21 protein-coding genes and 2 tRNA genes are annotated in these 21,092 nt (G+C 39.1%); 5 read left to right on the top strand and 18 right to left on the bottom strand.

Translation table 11 applies throughout. The features are described 5' to 3' along the window. Window positions 1-8: 8 nt before the first annotated feature. The 6 genes from JXQ92_RS15335 to mltG all read right to left on the bottom strand — a co-directional run bounded on the left by JXQ92_RS15335 (window position 9) and on the right by mltG (window position 5,366). Window positions 9-2,369: an ABC transporter permease gene (locus JXQ92_RS15335; RefSeq protein ID WP_421987515.1), complete on the bottom strand. Its 2,361-nt coding sequence runs from the start codon at window positions 2,367-2,369 to the stop codon at window positions 9-11. A gap of 370 nt (window positions 2,370-2,739) precedes the next feature. Further along, window positions 2,740-2,811: transfer RNA gene (locus JXQ92_RS15330), tRNA-Glu, on the bottom strand. 12 nt (window positions 2,812-2,823) lie between these two features. Beyond that, a tRNA-Ser gene (locus tag JXQ92_RS15325) sits at window positions 2,824-2,908 on the bottom strand. 69 nt (window positions 2,909-2,977) lie between these two features. Then, window positions 2,978-3,925: a YihY/virulence factor BrkB family protein gene (locus JXQ92_RS15320; RefSeq protein ID WP_421987514.1), complete on the bottom strand. Its 948-nt coding sequence runs from the start codon at window positions 3,923-3,925 to the stop codon at window positions 2,978-2,980. After that, entirely contained in the window at window positions 3,922-4,329 is a 408-nt protein-coding gene (locus tag JXQ92_RS15315) for an acyl-CoA thioesterase (RefSeq protein WP_421987513.1), read from the bottom strand. Before JXQ92_RS15315 ends, JXQ92_RS15320 begins: the two co-directional genes overlap by 4 nt. A 2-nt stretch (window positions 4,330-4,331) precedes the next feature. Beyond that, on the bottom strand, window positions 4,332-5,366 hold the full coding sequence (mltG, locus tag JXQ92_RS15310; RefSeq protein WP_421987512.1) for an endolytic transglycosylase MltG: 1,035 nt from the start codon (window positions 5,364-5,366) through the stop codon (window positions 4,332-4,334). Window positions 5,367-5,417: 51 nt separating this feature from the next. Here mltG and JXQ92_RS15305 point away from each other — a divergent pair, with 51 nt between their 5' ends. From JXQ92_RS15305 to JXQ92_RS15295, 3 genes are all read left to right on the top strand, one after another. Further along, a complete protein-coding gene (locus JXQ92_RS15305) occupies window positions 5,418-6,041 on the top strand; it encodes an L-threonylcarbamoyladenylate synthase (protein WP_421987511.1) in 624 nt (207 codons plus the stop codon). Then, entirely contained in the window at window positions 6,041-6,676 is a 636-nt protein-coding gene (locus JXQ92_RS15300) for a WbqC family protein (protein WP_421987510.1), read from the top strand. Before JXQ92_RS15305 ends, JXQ92_RS15300 begins: the two co-directional genes overlap by 1 nt. A gap of 96 nt (window positions 6,677-6,772) precedes the next feature. Further along, entirely contained in the window at window positions 6,773-9,337 is a 2,565-nt protein-coding gene (locus tag JXQ92_RS15295; RefSeq protein WP_421987509.1) for an ATP-dependent Clp protease ATP-binding subunit, read from the top strand. Window positions 9,338-9,399: 62 nt separating this feature from the next. Here the strand turns inward: JXQ92_RS15295 and JXQ92_RS15290 are convergent, their stop codons facing one another. The 6 genes from JXQ92_RS15290 to JXQ92_RS15265 all read right to left on the bottom strand — a co-directional run bounded on the left by JXQ92_RS15290 (window position 9,400) and on the right by JXQ92_RS15265 (window position 13,963). Continuing rightward, a complete protein-coding gene (locus tag JXQ92_RS15290) occupies window positions 9,400-10,575 on the bottom strand; it encodes an amidohydrolase (RefSeq protein WP_421987508.1) in 1,176 nt (391 codons plus the stop codon). A 74-nt stretch (window positions 10,576-10,649) separates the two neighbouring features. Next, on the bottom strand, window positions 10,650-11,801 hold the full coding sequence (locus JXQ92_RS15285) for a cytochrome-c peroxidase (RefSeq protein WP_421987507.1): 1,152 nt from the start codon (window positions 11,799-11,801) through the stop codon (window positions 10,650-10,652). Between the two features lie 52 nt (window positions 11,802-11,853). Next, complete coding sequence (locus tag JXQ92_RS15280; RefSeq protein ID WP_421987506.1) at window positions 11,854-12,381, bottom strand: Spy/CpxP family protein refolding chaperone; 528 nt, start codon at window positions 12,379-12,381, stop codon at window positions 11,854-11,856. 1 nt (window position 12,382) lies between these two features. Further along, entirely contained in the window at window positions 12,383-12,715 is a 333-nt protein-coding gene (locus JXQ92_RS15275) for a hypothetical protein (RefSeq protein WP_421987505.1), read from the bottom strand. Between the two features lie 47 nt (window positions 12,716-12,762). Beyond that, window positions 12,763-13,344 carry an RNA polymerase sigma factor gene (locus tag JXQ92_RS15270; protein ID WP_421987504.1) on the bottom strand — a complete coding sequence of 194 codons (582 nt, stop codon included), beginning with the start codon at window positions 13,342-13,344 and terminating at the stop codon, window positions 12,763-12,765. An 85-nt stretch (window positions 13,345-13,429) separates the two neighbouring features. Continuing rightward, window positions 13,430-13,963, bottom strand: coding sequence for a Spy/CpxP family protein refolding chaperone (locus tag JXQ92_RS15265; protein WP_421987503.1), 534 nt, complete (start codon window positions 13,961-13,963; stop codon window positions 13,430-13,432). Window positions 13,964-14,151: 188 nt separating this feature from the next. Here JXQ92_RS15265 and JXQ92_RS15260 point away from each other — a divergent pair, with 188 nt between their 5' ends. Then, complete coding sequence (locus tag JXQ92_RS15260; RefSeq protein ID WP_421987502.1) at window positions 14,152-14,709, top strand: thioredoxin family protein; 558 nt, start codon at window positions 14,152-14,154, stop codon at window positions 14,707-14,709. On the opposite strand, the gene JXQ92_RS15255 is transcribed toward JXQ92_RS15260, so the two are convergent. From JXQ92_RS15255 to JXQ92_RS15230, 6 genes are all read right to left on the bottom strand, one after another. Then, window positions 14,706-15,392 carry an ATP-binding cassette domain-containing protein gene (locus JXQ92_RS15255; protein ID WP_421987501.1) on the bottom strand — a complete coding sequence of 229 codons (687 nt, stop codon included), beginning with the start codon at window positions 15,390-15,392 and terminating at the stop codon, window positions 14,706-14,708. The genes JXQ92_RS15260 and JXQ92_RS15255 overlap by 4 nt on opposite strands. Before the next feature lie 346 nt (window positions 15,393-15,738). Continuing rightward, window positions 15,739-16,701 carry a YpdA family putative bacillithiol disulfide reductase gene (locus tag JXQ92_RS15250; RefSeq protein ID WP_421987500.1) on the bottom strand — a complete coding sequence of 321 codons (963 nt, stop codon included), beginning with the start codon at window positions 16,699-16,701 and terminating at the stop codon, window positions 15,739-15,741. 128 nt (window positions 16,702-16,829) lie between these two features. Further along, the gene (locus JXQ92_RS15245; protein ID WP_421987499.1) at window positions 16,830-17,411 is read right to left on the bottom strand and encodes a TetR/AcrR family transcriptional regulator; all 582 of its coding nucleotides are present in this window, start codon (window positions 17,409-17,411) and stop codon (window positions 16,830-16,832) included. Between the two features lie 94 nt (window positions 17,412-17,505). Beyond that, window positions 17,506-18,258, bottom strand: coding sequence for an SDR family oxidoreductase (locus JXQ92_RS15240; RefSeq protein WP_421987498.1), 753 nt, complete (start codon window positions 18,256-18,258; stop codon window positions 17,506-17,508). Between the two features lie 101 nt (window positions 18,259-18,359). Beyond that, on the bottom strand, window positions 18,360-18,674 hold the full coding sequence (locus JXQ92_RS15235; RefSeq protein ID WP_421987497.1) for a potassium channel family protein: 315 nt from the start codon (window positions 18,672-18,674) through the stop codon (window positions 18,360-18,362). Beyond that, window positions 18,671-19,915 (bottom strand): M28 family peptidase, encoded by a 1,245-nt coding sequence (locus JXQ92_RS15230; RefSeq protein WP_421987496.1) that lies wholly within the window; start codon window positions 19,913-19,915, stop codon window positions 18,671-18,673. The genes JXQ92_RS15235 and JXQ92_RS15230 overlap by 4 nt, the downstream gene beginning before the upstream one ends. Window positions 19,916-19,983: 68 nt before the next feature. Here JXQ92_RS15230 and JXQ92_RS15225 point away from each other — a divergent pair, with 68 nt between their 5' ends. Further along, window positions 19,984-21,090 carry a TolB family protein gene (locus JXQ92_RS15225; protein ID WP_421987495.1) on the top strand — a complete coding sequence of 369 codons (1,107 nt, stop codon included), beginning with the start codon at window positions 19,984-19,986 and terminating at the stop codon, window positions 21,088-21,090. Window positions 21,091-21,092 lie beyond the last annotated feature (2 nt).

Raw genomic sequence — 21,092 nt, 5'->3', positions numbered from 1 at the left:
ACCCTACTTTAGTCGCTCAGGGCATGGATTGGATTTTTGGAAAGCGCCCTTAAAGTGTGAAACAATACCGCCATGCAAGTGACTGAAGCAAGAAGTACTAAAGCAAACACAAAAGCGTCTACCGGAACATTGATTCGGTATGCAAAATCTTGTAGCCATAATTGAGAAAGGTAGTAGCCACTTGGTACTGAAACGAGCAATGTAATACCCAGAATGGAGAAAAATTCGCTATAAATTATGCCAATAATATTCTGATGTGACGCTCCAAATACTTTTCTAAGCCCCATTTCCTTGAATCTCTTTTGTACAACTAATGATACTAGTCCAAAAACACCTAAGGCACCAATAACTATGGAGGCAAGCATGGAAATATTACCAATATCTCCCCATACTTTTTCGGCTTGGTAAAGCGTTTCCATATCTTCTGTAAGACTAGACTGCCTAAAGGGTTGTTCATATGAATTAAGGTACCAATACTCAGAAATCCTTTGCGACACGCTTTCCGAATTAGTACCGGCATATCTAATCACCATAAAATCTTCCATGGCCTCGCCAGGATGAATCACTAAAGGCTGAATTCGGTTGTGAAGCGTTTCGTAATTAAAGTCCTGGATTACGCCCACAATTGTATATTTCTCGCCCATATGAAAGATACTTCGGCCTAGGGCATCAGTTGAGTTATCTAGTTCAAATGCCGATATCACAGTTTGGTTTATGATAATCGGTTTTAGATCAGTGCTTTTTAAATACTCAAACTCAATACCGGTAAGTAACCTAATGCCTAGCGTCTCGAAATAGTCTTCACTTATTTCCGCAATATTCATTAAAATAGAATCCGTAGTTGTCGGGTCCGGTTTGTAGTATTCTGAGCCAAATGGTCGGCCTGGAATAGAATTTCCTCTAGAAACCGAAGTAACTCCCGCTACTGATAATGCTTTGTCTTTGAAACTTTCAAATCTTGTATGAATGCCCAAGTCTCTAATGGGTACGACCATCACGCCTTCTTGTTTAAAACCGAGATCTTTGGTCTTTACATAAGCCGCCTGTCGGTTAATGGTGAAAGCACCTACAATGAGTATTACTGAAATAACAAATTGAAACACCATAAGTCCCTTTCGGAGGTACCCAATCTTGCCAATGGTCACCACATTCAATAACACATCCGTCAATTTCATTCTCAGGATAACAATTGCAGGGGCAATTCCAGAAATGATGGCCGTGGTTAGAATAAGGCCAGAAATGATTAGCCAAATTTCCCATTGCCCCAATGGGTCTAACACTAAGTTGGTATCTAAAAGCTCATTAAATGGTCTTATCAGAAAATAGAGGGCAAATAAAGCGGCGATAATAGCAATGCCAATGGTAAGTATAGATTCGAATATAAACTGAAGATGTATCTGAGGTCCAAATGCTCCCGAAACCATTCTTACACCCATTTCTTTGAGTCTTTCTATGGAAGTAGAGACGGCTGAATTGATGTAGTTGATAGTGGCTAAAATGATCACGACAATAGCAATGATCAGCACTACGCGTACAAATAGAATATCGCTTTGAGGTTCTATTTCAGAGATAGCATTGGAATGTAAGTGAATATCTAGTAACGGTTGAAAATCGATTTGCTCCTCTGGAAATCGATCGGTAAGCCAAACTTGATATTTCTGATTGAAGGTATCAATGTTTGTTCCGGGTAAAAGTCGAATGTAACTATAGAAACCATTGTAACTACCGCTTAATATACCATAATCCATCACCTGGCGTAATGTTGGCATCGATGCCATAAAGTCGAAATCGAAATGCGAGCCAATCTTTCCTTTATTCTTAACTACGCCTGTAACTTTTAAGTCATGCTGAAGCTGATACCGAATAGTTTGGCCAATGGGATTTTCATTACCGAAATATTTTTCAGCCATCCTTTCCGTAAGGATAATTGAATTGGGTTCAACGAGTGCGGTATGCACGTCTCCTAAAACTAACTCATACCCGAAAACATTGAAAAATGAAGAGTCAGCAAAAATGAAGTCTTCCTCATAAAAACCATTGTCAATTTCACCCAGTAATGGAATATCCCAATGTTTGAAAATTAAGGTTGAGCTTGCAATTTCAGAAAACTCATCTCTTACTGAAAGCATGATTCTCGGACTCGTTTTGGCTAAGATTTGCGCATTGTCTCCTAGGTCTTCAGTTCTTAAAAGGCGATAAGTGTTTTCGGGTGATTTATGAAAAGTGTCGTATTCCAACTCATAGTTGGCATAAAGAATAAGTAGAACCGTAAGTGTAATGCCGATGCCGAGCCCCATTAAATTCACAAAAGAGGTAATCTTTCTTTTAATCAGGTTTCGGAATGCAATCTTGAAGTAGTTCTTAAGCATGAAAAGGTTTTTGCCAACGCAGGTTGCTCTTATTCAAACAAGATACCAAAATAGTAAAACTTCACTCAGTCGCTTCAGAGAACGTTTGGAATTAACAATGGAAATAAAAGCAGGATTTTCTGATCGTAATCGATCAGTTATTCGAACGGATTCGAACAAAGGGAAATCGTTAAGCGGAAAGTTTTGGTAAGGATACTCTAGAGGTCTTAAATAAAAAAAGCCAGCATTAGCTGAGCGTTTTTGAAGTAGTCCGTAGGAGGACCTCGCGTTAAAGAATCTTCCTGCGGAAGAATCTAGCGAAGGGCCAGCATGTCGGGTTGCTCCCCGAAGGGCATAAAAAAAGCCCAGCGTTAGCTGAGCTCTTTCGAAGTAGTCCGTAGGGGAATCGAACCCCTGTTACCAGGATGAAAACCTGGCGTCCTAACCCCTAGACGAACGGACCATTCATAATGTGCAGAGGCGGAGGGATTCGAACCCCCGGTACCTCGCGGTACAACAGTTTTCAAGACTGCCGCATTCGACCACTCTGCCACGCCTCTGTGTGTGATCTCCCGTTTGGGTCTGCAAAGATAGTGGGACTTTTTTTTTGTGCAAGTGGTAAAGGCCAATTAAATTTTTTCTGCCTTTAATTTTTTTGTTTTTGCCTTGTCGAAGGCTGCATTCATTTCAAAACCTACCAAAAGAATGAGCGAAATGATGAATAGCAAAACCATTAATACCAAAAGGACACCTATGGAACCATAAAGCCTATTGTAAGCGCCAAAGTTGTTGATGTAAAATGAAAACCCAAAAAAGGCGATGATAATGGCGAAGGTGGAGAAAACAGAACCCACGCTCATAAAATGCCATCTTTTGTGTACTGCGGGTGCAAGGTAATAGATACTGGAGATGGCTATTTGAAATACAATATATAACGCCAAAAATCGCAATAAAATAAGGATGTCGATAGAGATTTTTTCTTGAATAATTTCCCTGACACTGTTGCTCTCTAAAAGTTGCTGACCTACTACAAGAAGGCCAACCGATATTAATACGGACAACGCTAAAATGAATATGAGAATAGTCGCAATAAACCTCATTTTCAAGAACCCACGAGTTTCTACCGTTTTGTAGCTCGCATTGAAAGCACTCATTAAGGAATTCATACCATTGGTTGATAAGATTAGCGTAAGCACAAAACCAAATGAAAGTAGTCCACCACGTTGCTTATTAATGATGTCATGAATTGTAGAGTCAGCCGCCGAATAGAGGTTAGCCGGCAATATATTTTCTAGGAATCCAATAATTTGATCATTCGTTACATCCGGAAAGAAATTCTGGATGTATGGGGTAAGTGTAAACAAAAAAATGATTGCCGGAAATATGGCCATAGTAAAGCTAAAAGCCACACCATTGGCTCTGGCTAACAACCTGTCATTGCTCAACTTTTGAACGAATATAAGGATGGCATCATAAAGACCCACCTTGGCCTTTCCCACTTTTATATGCTGTAAAAGACCTACTAATTTCAAGTATAGTGAATTCTCTAGAATGATTGCTAGAAATTTCCCTTTCATCCGAAATATGGATTTAGTACATCTGTGAGTTCTTCGGGTGCTCTGCACGGACGATTGGTTTCCATATTGATAAACACCAGTGTTGTTTTACCTCGATTTACCAATACCCCAAGTTCGTTGTTAACTTCATACTCGAAAATCATTCTCACTTTTGGTAATTCTCTAATGATGACCTTTACCGTGAGCAACTCGTCATATTTTGCTGGAGCGAGGTATTTACATTCAAGATCATGCACGGGCATCATTATACCGTGCGCTTCTAATCTTTTATATTGAAAGCCTAATTGCCTTAAGGCTTCTACACGTCCAACCTCGTAGTACATGGCATAATTGCCATAGTACACATAGGACATCTGGTCAGTTTCAGCATATCTTACCCTAATTTGGGTAGAAGCACTATACATAATTAACGGTATATCTTTCTTCTATTCATCTCTTGTTGAAAAAGACGAGCATTTTTGTTGTGTTCAGTCAAAGTTTCTGCAAAACGGTGATAACCTGAGAAATCCTCCTTGGCACACATATAAAGATAGTTATGCTTTTCGTAATTCAGAACTGCGTCTAAAGACATGATAGTGGGTAGGTTTATCGGCCCGGGAGGTAAACCTCTGTACTTATAGGTATTGTACGGGCTGTCTATTCTAGTATCTGCTAAAAGCACGCGTTGTATCGTAAAATCTCCAAGGGCAAACTTAACGGTAGGGTCTGCTTGAAGTCGCATATTTTGTTTTACCCTGTTTACATAAAGACCGGCAATTTTTGGACTTTCACTACTTATGGAGCATTCATCTTGAACAATAGCGGCCAAGGTAGAAACCTCCTGAGGCGTAAGACCAATGGCTTCTGCTTTTGCAATTCTGCTTGGATTCCAAAATTTGTCATACTCCTTTTTCATTCTTTCAAAAAGTCCCTTAGCCGAAATTGTCCAGTAAACTTCATAGGTGTTTGGAATAAACATGGCCATGATGGTTTCCTTATTAAAACCAAGCTCATTGACGTAAGCCTCATTGTTCAGGAGAGATAAAAATTCTGATCTATCTATACCAGTATCTTCAGTAATTCTATCAGCCAACTCCTCTTTGAAACGGATGTTGTTGAATGTAAGGTCAATTGGAATCTGATCGCCTGCACGTAGTCTTCTGACCGTTTCCAGATTAGTCATTTCTGGTTCGAATAAGTATAAACCAGGTTTAATATTATCCTGATAACCCAAGATTTTTGAAACGAAGCTAAAGGATAGAATATCATCTACTATTCTGGTATCATACAACTTGTTTCTTAGCGAATCGAAAGTATCATCATTATCAATCAACATGGCACTCGCTGTTCCTTCTCTTAAGATATTGCTACCATAAAACACTTGATAGAAATAGAATGAGAAGGAGGTTAGGATCACCGAGAAGATCACCAAGCCAATCATAAAACGCTTTCTTTTCTGCATAAGGGCACAAAAATAGTCAATTTGTCCTAACTTCGACACCAAGTCACAGTCATGGAAGCAGAATTCATACGGCTCTACGAAGAAAATCCAGAGATTAGTAAGGTTGACAAAATTGTCAAAGTATTAAGGTCGGGCGGTGTTATCATTTACCCAACAGATACGGTTTATGGAATTGGTTGTGATTTTGGCAATGTAAAAGCCGTTCAAAGGGTCTGCCAAATTAAAAATACCAAGCCCCAATCCCTTTCTTTCATTTGTTACGATTTGAGTGAGATTTCGGCTTATACAAAAGGGTTGAGTACACCCATTTTTAAGGTGATGAAAAAGGTTCTTCCGGGCCCTTTTACCTTTATTTTAAATGCCAGCAATAGAGTACCTAAAGTGCTGAATGCTAAAAAGAAAACTGTAGGTATTCGTGTGCCTGATAATAATATTCCTCGTGAAATCGTAAAACAACTTGGCAATCCAATTATTACTACTTCTATACATGATGAGGACGCCGTTCTTGAGTACTCAACTGATCCAGAATTGATTTTTGAGAAGTATCGAAACTTGGTAGATATCGTAATTGATGGTGGTTATGGCGGAAACACCGGGTCTACTGTGATAGACTGTTCTAATGATGAACTTGAATTGGTTCGATCTGGTTTAGGCGATTTTGATGATTTACTTTGATGAAGGTTTTATTAGAATCTCAATACCTTCCATCAGTTGCTTATTTCTCTTTATTAATAAGGGCAAATACCGTATATATTGAAGCAAACGAGTACTTTGAGAAGCAATCTTACCGCAACAGATGCCATATAATAGGCGCCAATAAAATTCAATCGCTAAGTATTCCGGTACATCATGGAGGCAAGAAGATTTTGATGACTGATCTTGCGATCGACTACAAACAAAAGTGGATGAATAATCATTGGAGGGCCATTCAATCAGCTTATGGCAAAGCACCTTTTTTTGATTTTTATGGAGACTATATAAAGGATGTCTTCGAAACCAATCCCGGGAAACTCTTTGATTTCAATCAAACCCTCCTGACATTATGTCTTAAACTATTAAGAACAAAGGTGGAGATCTTAAATACTGAGAGTTACCAGAAAATGCCTCCTAATGACGTTATTGACATGAGATCTTGTATTCACCCTAAAAAATCTTTGGACAGCTTGACATGGTTTCGGCCAGAACCTTACCATCAGATCTTTGGCAAAGACTTTGTACCCAACATGAGCATCTTAGATTTACTGTTTTGTACGGGACCCGACGCATTGGATATTTTATATCAATCTGGGTCAGGATTAATGAACAAATAGGTTTTTGATTACGTTTCTAGTAGATCATAAGGTATAATCTTATTATATTGAAATCGTGGCTCAACGCTAAATTTGAGTCACCGAGAAAGGCAATAAATGGAAGCAAAATTTTCAAATAGAGTAAAGGAAGTTATCTCATTAAGTAGGGAAGAAGCCCTTCGATTGGGGCATGATTACATCGGGACCGAACATCTTTTACTAGGGATGATTCGAGAAGGAGAAGGTGTTGCGGTAAGCATCCTAAAAAAACTAGGTACTTCTTTAGAAGAACTTAGAGAAGCTATAGAGCGCGCTACCAAAGGAACGGCAAATCACAATGTGAAGAATTTAGCCAATATTCCTTTGACAAGACAATCTGAAAAGGTGCTCAAAATTACCTATTTAGAGGCAAAAATTTTCAAAAGTCAATTGATTGGAACTGAGCACTTATTGCTCTCAATCCTTCGGGATGAGGATAATATTGCTACTCAGATTCTTGAGAAATTCGACGTAAACTATGAAGTAGTAAAAGAAATGCTAGAATACCAGACTGACAATCCATTGGCCTCTTCAGATACAGATGATCCAGAAGGAGATTCTTCTAAAATGTTTGGAAGTAGCGGTGGTTCTGGAGGAGGGTCTGATAGACCTTCAGGAAAGGGAGGCGAAAAATCTAGAACACCAGTTTTGGATAATTTCGGAAGAGACCTGACCAAATATGCTGAAGACGGCAAACTAGATCCGATAGTAGGAAGAGAAAAAGAGATAGAACGAGTAGGCCAAATCCTGTCGCGTAGAAAGAAGAATAACCCAATTCTTATTGGTGAACCGGGTGTTGGTAAAAGTGCTATTGCGGAAGGTTTGGCCTTACGTATTATTCAGAAGAAAGTATCAAGAGTACTTTTCGGAAAACGAGTGGTTACCCTTGACTTAGCATCTTTAGTAGCTGGCACGAAATATCGTGGTCAGTTCGAAGAGCGAATGAAAGCAGTAATGAATGAGCTTGAAAAATCGCCTGAGGTGATCTTATTCATTGATGAACTGCATACAATAGTAGGTGCCGGTGGCGCATCAGGTTCTTTAGATGCTTCGAATATGTTCAAGCCTGCATTAGCGAGGGGTGAAATTCAATGTATTGGTGCAACTACACTTGATGAGTACAGACAATACATCGAAAAAGATGGTGCTTTGGCTAGAAGGTTCCAACAGGTAATGGTGGACCCTACTACTCCTGAAGAAACGGTACAGATTCTAGAAAACATCAAAGAAAAGTATGAAGAGCATCATCATGTTGGTTACACGCAAGAAGCTTTAGAAGCATGTGTGAAATTATCAGATAGATATATCTCAGATAGGTTTTTGCCAGACAAGGCGATTGATGTTTTGGATGAAGCAGGAGCTAGAGTTCATATCAATAATATTCACGTTCCTGATGACATTGTGAAGTTGGAAGAAGCGATTGAAGACATCAAGAAAGAAAAAAATAGAGTCGTAAAGAGTCAGAAATACGAAGAAGCAGCTCAATTAAGAGATAGCGAGAAAAAGCTGATCGATCAGCTAGATACAGCTAAATCTAAATGGGAAGAAGAAAGTAAGCTCCAGCGATATACTGTTGATGAAGACAACGTAGCAGAAGTAATTGCTATGATGACTGGTATTCCTACTAAACGTGTAGCTCAGAAAGAGCAAGCCAAATTAGTTGGTATGGGCGAGCAGTTGAAAGGTAGAGTAATCGGTCAGGATGAGGCAATTATGAAACTGACCAAAGCGATTCAACGAACAAGAGTCGGTTTGAAAGATCCCGCAAAGCCAATCGGAACATTCGTGTTTTTAGGCCCAACAGGAGTTGGTAAAACAGAATTAGCGAAAGTACTTTCGACTTACCTTTTCGATAAGGAAGATTCACTGGTTAGAATTGACATGAGTGAATATATGGAGAAGTTCTCCGTATCTAGGTTGGTAGGAGCGCCTCCAGGTTATGTAGGTTATGAAGAAGGTGGTCAGCTGACTGAAAAAGTGAGAAGAAAGCCTTACTCTGTCGTTTTATTAGATGAAATCGAAAAAGCGCATCCAGATGTGTTCAATATCTTACTTCAAGTATTGGACGATGGTATTCTAACTGACGGATTAGGAAGAAGAGTAGATTTCAGAAACACAATCATTATCATGACATCGAATATTGGTGTTCGAGATTTGAAAGATTTCGGTTCAGGTATTGGATTCAGTACCCAAACGAAACGTGACGGTGAGGAAGAAATGATGAAGGATACAATTCAGAAAGCCTTGAAAAAGACTTTCAGTCCAGAATTCCTTAACCGTTTGGATGATGTAATCATCTTCAACTCTTTAAGTAGAGAAGACATTCATAATATCATTGATATCTCTCTTGGTAAACTCTTAAGTCGCGTTGAGGCTATGGGATACAAAGTAACTTTGACGGAGAAGGCAAAAGACTTCTTATCAGATAAGGGCTTTGATCCACAATATGGTGCAAGACCTTTGAATAGAGCGATTCAGAAATATCTTGAAGATCAGATAGCCGAAGAGATCTTGAAAGGAGATATCAACGAAGGAGATACTTTGAGTGCTGATCACGATGGTAAGTCAGATCAATTGACGCTGAAAGTGAAGAAGAAAAGAGCTCCTAAAAAGAAGAAAGAAGAAGGTTCAACTGATAAATAGGCGAACTTGAATAATATAGAAAAAGCCATATCCATTTTGGGTATGGCTTTTTTATTTTGAGGTTAAGTGGCTTCCGTTTTGTTTGGAATGCTGTCCTTTATAAGTTGCCAAAACATCTTTACACCCGTCTCGATCAATTGATCAGGAAAGTCATAGTCGGGATTATGTAAGTCGGGAGTTTCATGACCAGAACCTAAGCCAAACATAGCGCCAGTTCCTTCTTTCAAGATCAATCCAAAATCTTCAGACCAAGGATTCGGGGCTGTCATCTCTGTAAATGGAACCTCAATAGTTTCAGCTGCTTTTTTGATCAGCTCAACAGCTTCATGATGGTTTTCAGTGACCTCGAAAGACTCGTGGAGGCTTAATTCTACTTCAAGCCCATATCTTTTGCCGATAGCGGTTGCCTCTTCTTTTAATACAGTAAGGAGTAGGTCGAAATCATGTTTTTCAAAAGCCCTCAATGTTAGCCAAGTCTCAGATTTACCAGCTGAAACACCGAAACTCTTTTCACCCACTTGACAATGAGTGAGCGTAATTAAAGTTCTGTTTGTAAAGTCATTTGTTTCCAAAATTCTATCAAGACAATGAATGAGTTGGGCTGTGGCTACTGCTGGGTTATTGCCACTTTTTGGTTGACTTGCATGAGCTGTGGTGCCGTGGTAGGTCACTTTCAACCCTGTTGAAGCCGCGCAAAAAGATCCCTTTTTGCAGAATACTGTTCCCATAGCATGTTTTGGCAAGTTGTGTAGTGCAAAAGCATAATCTGGTTTGATCTTTTTGAAACGATCGTCTTCAATTACGGCTTTGGCACCCTGCCCAGTTTCTTCGGCTGGTTGAAAAAGTAAAACGACGCGCCCAGATGTGAGTGTCTCATTTTGCAACAGTACCGCTAAACCACAAAGAATACTCATATGACCGTCATGGCCACATTTATGTGATGTATTTGGCGTATTGGAGCGGTGTAAAAACGTATTTGATTCGTGTATAGGTAGCGCATCGAGTTCTGCTCGTATCAGCACTGTTTTGCCAGCTTTCTTGCTATTCCAAATGGCGGCTACTCCAGTATCACCCAAATTCGTTATGACTTCATCAGGATTGTATTTAGCCAGAAACTCATGAATATGACTGGCAGTGAACTTTTCCTGGCCAGACAACTCAGGATTTCGATGCAATTCTTGCCGAAGATTTGTAAGCGTTTGAAGTTCTTGTGAGCTTAGCACATGATAAGATAACATATAAATGCAAAAAGGAGTCCCGTACGGACTCCTTTTCTTCAACCAAAATATATAGTATATGAACTACAATGCTTTTAATTATCAACGAAGGGATCGCTGAATTTATCATCTGATAAGAAAGAATTATCAGTGAGTGTATTCAAAAAAGCAACCAAAGCGTCGATCTCCTGACTATTTAAATTCATCCGGCGTGGTACGCCGTTATTTCCACGTAATCTTCTATCCAAATTTGGACTGTTTTGAATACCTGTGTTATAAAACTCAATGACTTCTCTTAGAGTGCTAAACCGGCCATCGTGCATATAAGGACCAGTCACGGCTATGTTTCTTAAGGAGTTCACTTTGAACTTACCATTGTCATTATTATTACCATTGTCACCGCCAACACCTAAGTCGGTAAGCACTGCATCTAAACCATTATTTCTAGCTTGATCTCCACTAAAAGTGGCACTTTCATGGCAATTGGAACACTGCGTTCTTGCACTGAAGAAGAGGTTTTTCCCGAGATTTTCTATTTCAGTGAAGTTGCCAAAATTAGCATCTTCATTGCCATTCGCGGCAGCTAAACCAACGTCATAACTTGCCTCATAAGAAACCATAGACCTTACAAACTGTGCCATGGCATCTGCAATTCGGTCAGTCGTGACTTCAGTAGAACCGAAGGCCTCTCTAAAAAGTGGCTGATAGTAATCTTGTTGTTGAATTTTGCTAACAAGCTCATTCAATGTTAATCCCATTTCAACTTGGTCTTGAATCGGCATTAAGACTTGCTCTTCTAAAGTGCTGGCTCGTTCATCCCAAAAGAATCGACCATTGTCATAATATCTGGCGTTGGCTAAACCCATTGAATTTCTACCCGTAAGTCCTCCTTCAAAACCAGTACTAAATGCGCTTGGATCGGCAAAACCATTTTCTTGTAAATGGCACGATGCACATGCTATCGTGTTGTTTGCAGAAAGTAATTTATCATAGAAGAGCACTCTTCCAAGTGTAGCACCCTCATCCGTTACGGGGTTGTCGTTTGGTGTGTTATCTATTCCTCTTACCTGCCCATCAGTAAAATGATTTGGTAAATCTGGGTTGGCGTAATTAAAAAATGTGCTTGGTAGATCTACTACATCGGAGATATCTTCATTAAAATTCTCATCTATTTCCGAGATCTCATCTGAATTGTCGCAGCTAAAAAAGATAAGCGATACGCCAATTAAAAATATATACTTCTTCATAACCTGTAATTTTTAGTTTGCGCAAACTGGTTATGAGAATTAGGCGTATTGTCTATCTTCCTTCTCTTGGTGGAGGTGGGCCTCCGCGACCACGATCATTCGGTAAAGGTCTTTGGCCATTCCGAGGACCGCCCTGATCACCTTGTTTTAAAACATCTTTAATGAGTTCATCAAAAATGGCTTGTTGTTCAGGTGAGCAGATTGCTCTTATTTGAGCAAAGTGATCATAGGTTGCTTTTTCTATGGAAACTTGCAATTCACCAAGTCGTTGCGTTAGCGAATTAACCTTATCATAAGCATTAGTTGTTCCCCAAAGGTCGTGGAGAGCTTTCCTAGCTTCCTGTGAGTCTCTTCTTAATTTTTGAACTAATTCAAAGTGACTTTCACGATATCCTTCAAGTTGTTTTAGTTGTGATTCGTCTAACTTGAGTCGTTCTTCTAAAACTTTTAACCCTCCTTTTGGGCGACTTTTTTGATTTGCCTGATAGCCTTTCCAAAGGAATGCTAATAACACAACATTTATCAGAGCTAGTGCTATGACCACCCCGCCTAAGTATTTATTATTGCTTAAGGTGTCCATATTAATAGCTATTTAAGTAATCGTAGTCGTCCGTTCCAGAGAAATAGTCTTGCGTCACGAGCGACACATCAGATTCTCCTTCCGTACTTTCCTGACCTGTATTGCTCAGAATAAAAAGACTGGCAAAATTTAAGATCAAAACGACACTAAGAACAGCCATGCTCATTTTAAGGTTTCCAATAAAAGCAAACCTGCCAATAGAAGAAGTTAGCTCGTCTTGCATCCTTACTTCCAGCTTGCTATAGAAAAACGGACTTGCCTCAGCTTTACCCAACCCCTCTAGGCTATTTAATGTCGAATTTATTTTCTCTTCTATGTCTTTTTCCGATTTCATACCTTGGTTTCTTTGAAATTAGATGTCTTTCAATGATTTAACTTGCGCTAAGCCATTAAATTTTTTTCGTAATAAGTCTTAAGTTTCTTCTGTAAATTTTTCCTAGCTCGAAACATGAGCGATTCTACAGATGAAATACTCGTTTCCAATACCTCTGAAATTTCTTGATAGGGTAGTCCTTCTACCTTGTGTAGTGTGAATGCTACTCTTTGACTCTCCGGTAATTCTTTAATAGCCTTAAACAAGGTTTGCGCATGTTCTTTGTTTTCAAGAATTACGCCCGGATGGTTAAATGTGGCACTTTTGGTGTTTTCATAGTCTTGATCACCACCAGTTAATGATTGTAGGAAAGCAAAACGTTTTTGAGTTTTACGTTTTCTGATTCTTTCCAAAGATTTGGTTGTAGCGATTCGGTATATCCAAGTAGATAATTTTGATTCACCTCTGAATTTTTCTACCGATTTATAAACCTCAATAAAAACATCTTGTGCTGCTTCTTCTGCTTCTTCCGCATTTTGAAGTAAGCCCAAACAGGTGTTAAATACCCGATCTTGGTATTCACTGACTAAGGTCCGAAAGGCTGTTTCAGATCTTTGCTGTAGTTCAGAAATAAGGTCTTGATCGGACAATGATATTGTGAAATTAAAAAAGGTAGCCTCAATGCGAGGCTACTCTAAATGTAAATGATTGTATGATTATTTGAAAATAGGGTACTTATCTTCCATGACTTGGCCCTCTATGTTGACCGCCTTTTTGGCCGGGTCCTTTACCCATTCTTTGTTTAAGGCCTTGAGCAATTTGATTGTTAAAAGCAACTAGTTGTTCCTCGTTAAGAATATTCTTGACTTTCTGACCTTCGGCAACCTTCAATTTCATTAAGCCGGTTTTCAAGTCTCCAATTTCTTCGATCACTTTGTTCACCGCTTTTTCATTGTAAGATTCGCTAGTGACCAACGTTTTGAGCCTTGCTTCTTTTTCCGCTACCTGATTCTTGATCGGTAAAGATGCTTTTTCGCTTTCCAATCTGAATGAATGTAGCTGCTCTTTTTGCTCTTCTGTTAGGTTAGGGATTTTCGGGCCTTGTGGACCATGCTGTTTTCCCATTGCTAGCTTTTGTCCTTGTTTCATTTCTTGTTGCGGACGATCAGGTCTTTCGTTACCCTGAAATCTTTGTGCCTGAGCTGAAGTGCCTAAGAACACTAAAGTGGCTAATGCGAATCCGTATTTTTTTAAATTTTGAGTTTTCATGACTTTAACTTTTATGATTTTCATTCTATGTTTTGCCTTGTTAGATGCTGAGGCTCAGAAAAAACTTGCGAAGAGAATTGTTAAAGGATGTTAAACTAAGAAAGCATGCTTTTTCAACCGTTTTTGGGCTTTATTCTTTGTCTTTTATGATTTGACGTCCATCTTTACCAACTTATAAGTATAAGATTATGGCAAGAACACTTTCTAATATGTTGCCTTTGGGCACTAAGGCGCCAAGCTTTGAATTGCTCGATACTATTTCGGGTAAAATGTGTTCACTTGAAGACCTCAAGTCGGATAAGGCCACAGTGATTATGTTTATTTGCAATCATTGTCCATTTGTAAAGCACGTAGATGAAGGAATAGTGGTTTTGGCTAATGATTATAAGAAACAAGGCGTTTCATTTATCGCTATGAGCTCCAACGATGTGGCTAATTATCCGCAAGATGCTCCGCATTTAATGAAGCTAGAAGCCGAAAAAGTAGGCTATAATTTCCCATATCTCTATGATGAAAGTCAAGCCGTAGCCAAATCATATGACGCAGCGTGTACCCCCGATTTCTACATATTCGATGGTGAATTGAATTGTGTTTATAGAGGCCAATTAGATGATTCTAGACCCGGAAATGGTAAACCGGTGACTGGACAAGATATGCGTGCTGCTTTAGACGAGATAATCTCTGAGAAACCCGTTACGACTCCTCAGATACCAAGTATGGGTTGTAATATCAAATGGATATCTTAAGGGTTGTCTATTCCTTTTAATTGGAAGTTCTTCTGCTGATCATTTGAATTTAAGTAACCAGCAAATTCAAGTGCATCTGCATTTTTGGAGATTGGTTTCAGTGCTCCCGATTCCATTATTAATAATCGATCGCTTATAGATAGTATATCTCCATATAAATGATCGGTAATGAGCATTCCCTTTTCCGCTTTCTTCAGTTCGATTTTGGTTTTGAGTAACTCAATACTCAGAGGTGATAAACCAGAAAAAGGCTCATCGAGCAATATGAATTTAGAGGCGGATTCAAGTAGTAAGTCAATTTCTACCAGCCGCTTTTGACCAAAGGATAAATGGCCAATTTTAGTTTTTGGATTGGATTGAAACAATCCTTCGATTGGCGCATAAGCTAAACCCATGTATTTGTAAGCTGAAGATAATGTCAAAGTATCTGGTAAGTAACCGTACTGAGGTAGATATTGGACTAACCGATTGTTAAATAGGTTCTTCACTTTTGTACCATCAATTCTCAGAGATATGTTTTTGGTCTTCCTTGCCGAGAACATTAACTCAAAAAGCGTCGATTTTCCAGAACCGTTTCTACCTAAAATCCCCACCGTTTCACCTATGGGCAGGTTTAAATAGATGTCGGATAGTATGGTTTTGCCACCAGCCTCATAGAACACACCGTCAACTTCTAGTTTCATTTAAAGTAGATTAAGGATTAAGAGTGTTAAAAGACTATCGGCTATGCCTAGCACAACAAATGTGGAATTGGGTGAGTAACCAGCATTCTTATAAAAGTTTAGCGTTTTTGAACTGAAATACTGAAAGTAGAACCCAGTCGCTATGAATTGGATCACTTTTAAAACCAGTATTGTTCCTGTTGAAAAAGAAAGGCTTTCCCAGACTTTATAATAGTAGAGGATGAAATGTATCGGTAGGAAAATTCCATACATCCTTCTATAAAAAAGAAACGAAAGTTTCAGTAGCACAATAATTCCCTGTTTTTGAGTCTGCGAAAGAATCAAAAACTAAGCCATAGGCTAATTACTATTTCGAACTCAAGATAGAATTAATAATAGTTTCGGAATGCTGTCTCGTATTTTCTATGAATAGCTTACTGGTTTGCAAGCCAGCATTGATCACACCTGCCACATATACGCCTTTCAATGGTGTTTCAAGGGTTGAATCATTGTGAATTGGTGTTTTATGACCGTCATCAGAAATATGAAGTCCTAATTTTTCGAAAAGGGTATAGTTTGGTTTATAACCAGTCATCGATAATACAAAGTCATTGGGGATAGTAACCTCACCTTCAGGAGTACTGATCGTTACTTCCTGTTCATTAATTTCTTGGACGGTGCTATTAAAGTAAGCTTTGATTTCTCCTGCCTTAATTCTGTTTTCAATATTGGGGCGAATCCAATACTTTACTTTTGGATAGATTTCTGATTCTCGGATGACCATTGTTACTTCTGCACCTTTATAAAAAGTTTCAAGTGCCACATCACAAGCAGAGTTTGCCGCTCCAATTACCACTACCTTCTGATCTACATATGGGTGAGGGTCGTCATAATAATGCTTCACCTTAGGTAAATTTTCACCAGGAATTTCTAGCATTCTTGGGGTATCATAAAAACCAGTGGCTATAACCACATTCTTACCATGAAATGCACCCTTAGTTGTGTCTATTCTATATCCATCGGTGTCAGGAAGCATGTTCAAAACTTCAGTGTATAGGCTAACCTGTAAGTCCCAGCTTTCTTGTACGCGTCTAAAATATTCTAGAGATTCTCGGCGCGTCGGTTTGTCGCCATGCGCGATAAATGGCACGTCTCCAATTTCCAACAAGTTAGAAGTTGAAAAGAAGGTCATGTTGGTCGGAAAATTATAAAGAGAGTTAACTAGAACTCCTTTTTCCAAAACGATATAACTTAAACCTGCTTTTTTAGCTTCAATGGCACTATTCAGACCAATTGGCCCGCCCCCGATGATGACAAGATCGTATTTCAAAATACTTGATTATTTCGTTCTTCTAATAAAGCAAAAAGTAAAGAATTGGTTCCTAAAGAATAGAAGGTTTTCGGATTGATGCCCAATAAAGCACAAAACTTAAAGGAAGTAATTGGCACAGATTTATATCAGTGCAAGGCAGAAATAGCCACTTCTACCACTTCCGCCATTTCTTGCTTAGAAATTTCTCCCTTGGCTAACAGTCGAAGGCCTCCGGCGGTGTTGAAAATAAAACGTGCATAAGATTCGCTGGTGTGCTTGCTAGAAAACTCACCTGCTTCCTGACCTTCTTTGATCAACTCGTTTAACACACCCTCCATTTTAATGCGATTGTCAGTAAACATTGTATTTACTTTTTCATCACAATAGGCCAACTCGGTTGCGGAGTTAGATAGGTAACAACCTTTTTTCAAATCATCTTCAGAAGAGTCTTGAACAATGTCTGCCAAGAAGTCTTTGATGATTTCTTTTGCCGTTTTTTCTGATCTTAATTTTTCTAGAAACTTTCCGGATGAATGTCTCCGGTATTGTTTAAGGGTTTCAAGATATAGGCCGTGTTTGTCGCCCCAAGTATCATAGATACTTGCGCGATTAATCCCCAGATGGTTTACAAGGTCTTGAATAGAAGTGGCGTGGTATCCTTTTTGCCAAAATAAATTCAATGCGCTGTCAAGCACTTCACTTTCAACAAAATTTTTAGTCCTAGCCATAACCTAACTATTATTTGAAAGGCGACTTAGCACTATTTAAGCGCTAAGGCCACCTTTTCATTTAAATTTAACTGAACGTTCCAGAATTAGCAACTTAGATCGTTGCAATCCCGCCGTCCACAAGAATCTCTTCTCCTAACACGTAAGAAGAATCATCAGAAGCTAAGAAAAGAACCGCTTTAGCTACTTCATCAGAAGCACCAAATCTTTTCATAGGAACCATTGCCGCAAAGCCTTCAGCCATACCCGCCAATTGCTCTTCGCTCATACCCATTTTACCATAGATTGGTGTTTCAATCGGGCCTGGGCTTACTACGTTTACCCGAATGTTTCTTGGCGCTAAATCAGTAGAAATTGTTCTTGCAAGATTTCTTACTGCACCTTTTGTTGCCGAATAAACACTTCCGTTTTCAAAGCCTTTATGCACAACTGCAGAGGCGTTTAATACAATAGAACCACCATCATTAAAGATTGGGAGTAGTTTTTGAATCGTAAAAAAGAGTCCTTTTACGTTAGTATTAAAGTGTGCATCGAAGAAAGCTTCATCCACTTGATCAATAGGAGCGAACCAAGCGATACCAGCATTGGCGAATAAGATATCTATAGTACCGAATTGTGCTTTTATTGTGGCAGCAAGTGCATCTATTTCATCTAGCTTCGAAGTATCAGATTGAATAGCAGTCAGGTTGTCGCTGTTGATTTCAGCAACTGCAGCATCAAGTGTTTCTTGGGTTCTACCCGTGATTATAACTTTTGCTCCTTCAGATAAGAATGTCTTGGCTGTTGCCAGTCCAATACCAGTACTTCCGCCAGTAATTACAGCTACTTTGTTGTTTAATTTTGTCATTATTTTATTTATTAGAATGATTGTTCCAGAATTATGATTTCCATAATAGAACGTTCATTCTAAAAAAGAGTTCAATGAATTGAAAAAAGAATTCAGAAATTTTATTTATCGCCGTTATTGGAGCGGAAACGACTAAAATGAAGATAGACGGTATTGATAAATGCTAAGATTAATCCGACCCCTATAATGATATAAACGATGGTAAAGGCTTTACCAAGATCTGTTTGAGGGGCAAAATCTCCAAAACCAATGGTTGTTAAGGCTATTACCGAGAAGTACAGTGAGTCGAGCCAGTTCCAGCCTTCCACATAGTGATAAACAACGGTACCTACACTCACAATAAAAGCAGAGGCCATTAACAGGCCTCGATATTCACGATCCTTTAAGAATAAGAGTAAGGTGCGTATAAAGATCATTTAAACTTAATTTCTGCGGCTTTCAATTCTTCACCTCTTTTGTATTCTACAACTGTTTGCTCACCAGACTTAAATCCGCTTAATGCACGCATGTAACTCATCATATCTACAATGGTTGAATCTCCTAGTTTAATGACGATATCACCTTTTTTCATACCGGCATCGGCCGCTGGTTTTCCATCAGTAACACCATCTATTCTCATACCAGAACCATCGTAAAGGTAATCTGGAACGACACCCAAAGAAACTGTAAATCGAGGTGAATCACCTGAACTGTCTTGTGTTTTGGTGAAGGCAAGTTTTTCATTTTCATCTACCTTATCTATGAGCCTTTCGATATAGCGAATCACGTAAGTTAGACCCTCATAGTTAATTTTGTCAGCATCATCAGACGGCTTATGATAGTCTTCATGTTGTCCTGTAAAGAAATGAAGTACTGGGAGGTCTTGTAAATAGAAAGAAGTATGATCCGAAGGTCCCACTCCTGATTCCGAGGTCACTAATTTCAAGCTATCAGTATTAACTACTTCTAACACTTCATTCCATATCGGGCTAGTTCCAACACCGTTTATGGCCAACGTCTTTTCTTCGTTCATACGACCAACCATATCCATATTGATCATAAAGTTTACACTATCTAAACTAACCGTTGAGTTTTTAGAGAAGTAGTTCGATCCCCAAAGGCCATTCTCTTCACCTGAAAATGCTAAGAACAGGAAATTGTAATCACTCTTTGTCTCTTTTAAAATTCTAGCGAGTTGTATGACTGCTGCCGTTCCGCTGGCATTGTCATCAGCACCATTGTGAATTTCAGGCTCACCACGGAAAAGTGAACCTTCCTCGCCATATCCTAAATGATCGAAGTGAGCGCCAATTACGATTGTGTAAGCCGCATCATTATCAACAAAGCCAGCGACATTATGACCAGTTACTCCTTCACCATTAGATCCAATTACAGCTTGTTCATGAGGGCTAGTAGCTTTTTTGACTTTAAATGGCTGTAGGTAGCCTTCAGTTCCTTTGGGGTCTAAACCAATTTCTTTGAAAGCATTGGCAATATAGTTTGCTGCCTTAACCTCTCCAGCAGTACCTATCGCTCTACCTTCAAGGGCATCATCGGCAAGGAAGTTAATGTCTTTAGTAAGCCCTGCCTTTATCTCTCTATCTGTTGTAAAATCGGTACACGATACCGTAAAAAAAGCAATGCAAACGACTATTAGAAAAGGAACTAGATTCTTCATAATTGAAACTTTAGCACAAAGATAATAATGATTATCTTCGCGCCATTATTGAACGAATCATTAATTCCATGCGATATATTTCTGTTTTATTAATCCTTTTAGTTTTTGGATGTGGGGCACAAAAAAGTGACGAGACTAAAACTGCTGAACCGAGATCTGAACAAGATTCTTTATTGCTTCATCCTGAAGAAATGAAGTACCTCAAGAATATAAAGCAACTTACGTTTGGTGGTAACAATGCCGAAGCTTATTGGAGTTTTGATGATACGCATTTAGTATTTCAGTCCGATTATGCTGAATGGGGTGTGGGTTGCGATCAGATGTTCATTACTGATTGGCGAAACGATGATTTGAAGAATAACAAACCTCAAATGGTGAGTACCGGAATGGGAAGAACAACTTGTTCTTACTTCTTGGCAGATAACAAAACCATAGTCTACGGTTCTACTCATTTGGGAGATAAGAATTGTCCAGTTGTACCTGAACGTCGCGAAGATGGAAAATACGTATGGCCTATATACCCTGATTATGACATTTTTACCGCAGATCTAGAGGGTAATATTTTGAATCAGTTAACCACAAATGAAGGCTATGACGCTGAAGCTACAGTTTCTCCGCAAGGTGATAAGATTGTGTTTACTTCTATGAGAACGGGAGATTTAGAACTCTTTACTATGAATGTTGATGGTTCTGATGTAAAGCAAATTACTAATGAGTTAGGATATGACGGTGGAGCATTTTTCTCTCCTGATGGTTCAAAACTTATTTTCAGATCATCAAGACCAAAGACTGAAGAAGATATTAAGATTTACCAAGACCTGTTAAAGGAAGGACTTGTAATGCCAACGGACATGGAACTCTACATTTGCAATGCGGATGGCTCTGATTTGCGAAAATTGACAGACTTAGGGCAGGCAAACTGGGCGCCATTCTTCCACCCTTCAGGAGAAAAAATCATTTTTGCGTCGAACCATACAGCTACACGTGGTTTCCCTTTTAACCTCTACATGATCAATGTTGATGGTACAGGATTAACGCGTATCACAAGAGACGAAACGTTCGATGCCTTCCCAGTATTCTCAAATGATGGTAAGCACATAGTATTCTCTTCTAACCGAAATAACGGTGGTGGAAGAGACACCAACCTTTTTGTAGCTGAGTGGATTGGAGGGTGATT

The sequence above is a fragment of the Roseivirga sp. genome, from assembly GCF_049099775.1.
Lineage (GTDB): Bacteria > Bacteroidota > Bacteroidia > Cytophagales > Cyclobacteriaceae > Roseivirga.
The sequence above is the reverse complement of the archived record's forward strand: the minus strand, read 5'-3'. Positions and strand labels throughout refer to the sequence as shown.

What these genes read in the sequence shown, in the direction of transcription:
- JXQ92_RS15320 (WP_421987514.1), bottom strand. Translation starts at nt 3,925, where the DNA reads ATGAAAGGGAAATTTCTAGCAATCATTCTAGAGAATTCACTATACTTG.
- JXQ92_RS15235 (WP_421987497.1), bottom strand. Translation starts at nt 18,674, where the DNA reads ATGATCTTTATACGCACCTTACTCTTATTCTTAAAGGATCGTGAATAT.
- JXQ92_RS15260 (WP_421987502.1), top strand. Translation starts at nt 14,152, where the DNA reads ATGGCAAGAACACTTTCTAATATGTTGCCTTTGGGCACTAAGGCGCCA.
- JXQ92_RS15290 (WP_421987508.1), bottom strand. Translation starts at nt 10,575, where the DNA reads ATGTTATCTTATCATGTGCTAAGCTCACAAGAACTTCAAACGCTTACA.
- mltG (WP_421987512.1), bottom strand. Translation starts at nt 5,366, where the DNA reads ATGCAGAAAAGAAAGCGTTTTATGATTGGCTTGGTGATCTTCTCGGTG.
- JXQ92_RS15230 (WP_421987496.1), bottom strand. Translation starts at nt 19,915, where the DNA reads ATGAAGAATCTAGTTCCTTTTCTAATAGTCGTTTGCATTGCTTTTTTT.
- JXQ92_RS15305 (WP_421987511.1), top strand. Translation starts at nt 5,418, where the DNA reads ATGGAAGCAGAATTCATACGGCTCTACGAAGAAAATCCAGAGATTAGT.
- JXQ92_RS15280 (WP_421987506.1), bottom strand. Translation starts at nt 12,381, where the DNA reads ATGGACACCTTAAGCAATAATAAATACTTAGGCGGGGTGGTCATAGCA.
- JXQ92_RS15255 (WP_421987501.1), bottom strand. Translation starts at nt 15,392, where the DNA reads ATGAAACTAGAAGTTGACGGTGTGTTCTATGAGGCTGGTGGCAAAACC.
- JXQ92_RS15285 (WP_421987507.1), bottom strand. Translation starts at nt 11,801, where the DNA reads ATGAAGAAGTATATATTTTTAATTGGCGTATCGCTTATCTTTTTTAGC.
- JXQ92_RS15240 (WP_421987498.1), bottom strand. Translation starts at nt 18,258, where the DNA reads ATGACAAAATTAAACAACAAAGTAGCTGTAATTACTGGCGGAAGTACT.
- JXQ92_RS15295 (WP_421987509.1), top strand. Translation starts at nt 6,773, where the DNA reads ATGGAAGCAAAATTTTCAAATAGAGTAAAGGAAGTTATCTCATTAAGT.
- JXQ92_RS15335 (WP_421987515.1), bottom strand. Translation starts at nt 2,369, where the DNA reads ATGCTTAAGAACTACTTCAAGATTGCATTCCGAAACCTGATTAAAAGA.
- JXQ92_RS15245 (WP_421987499.1), bottom strand. Translation starts at nt 17,411, where the DNA reads ATGGCTAGGACTAAAAATTTTGTTGAAAGTGAAGTGCTTGACAGCGCA.
- JXQ92_RS15265 (WP_421987503.1), bottom strand. Translation starts at nt 13,963, where the DNA reads ATGAAAACTCAAAATTTAAAAAAATACGGATTCGCATTAGCCACTTTA.
- JXQ92_RS15300 (WP_421987510.1), top strand. Translation starts at nt 6,041, where the DNA reads ATGAAGGTTTTATTAGAATCTCAATACCTTCCATCAGTTGCTTATTTC.
- JXQ92_RS15225 (WP_421987495.1), top strand. Translation starts at nt 19,984, where the DNA reads ATGCGATATATTTCTGTTTTATTAATCCTTTTAGTTTTTGGATGTGGG.
- JXQ92_RS15315 (WP_421987513.1), bottom strand. Translation starts at nt 4,329, where the DNA reads ATGTATAGTGCTTCTACCCAAATTAGGGTAAGATATGCTGAAACTGAC.
- JXQ92_RS15275 (WP_421987505.1), bottom strand. Translation starts at nt 12,715, where the DNA reads ATGAAATCGGAAAAAGACATAGAAGAGAAAATAAATTCGACATTAAAT.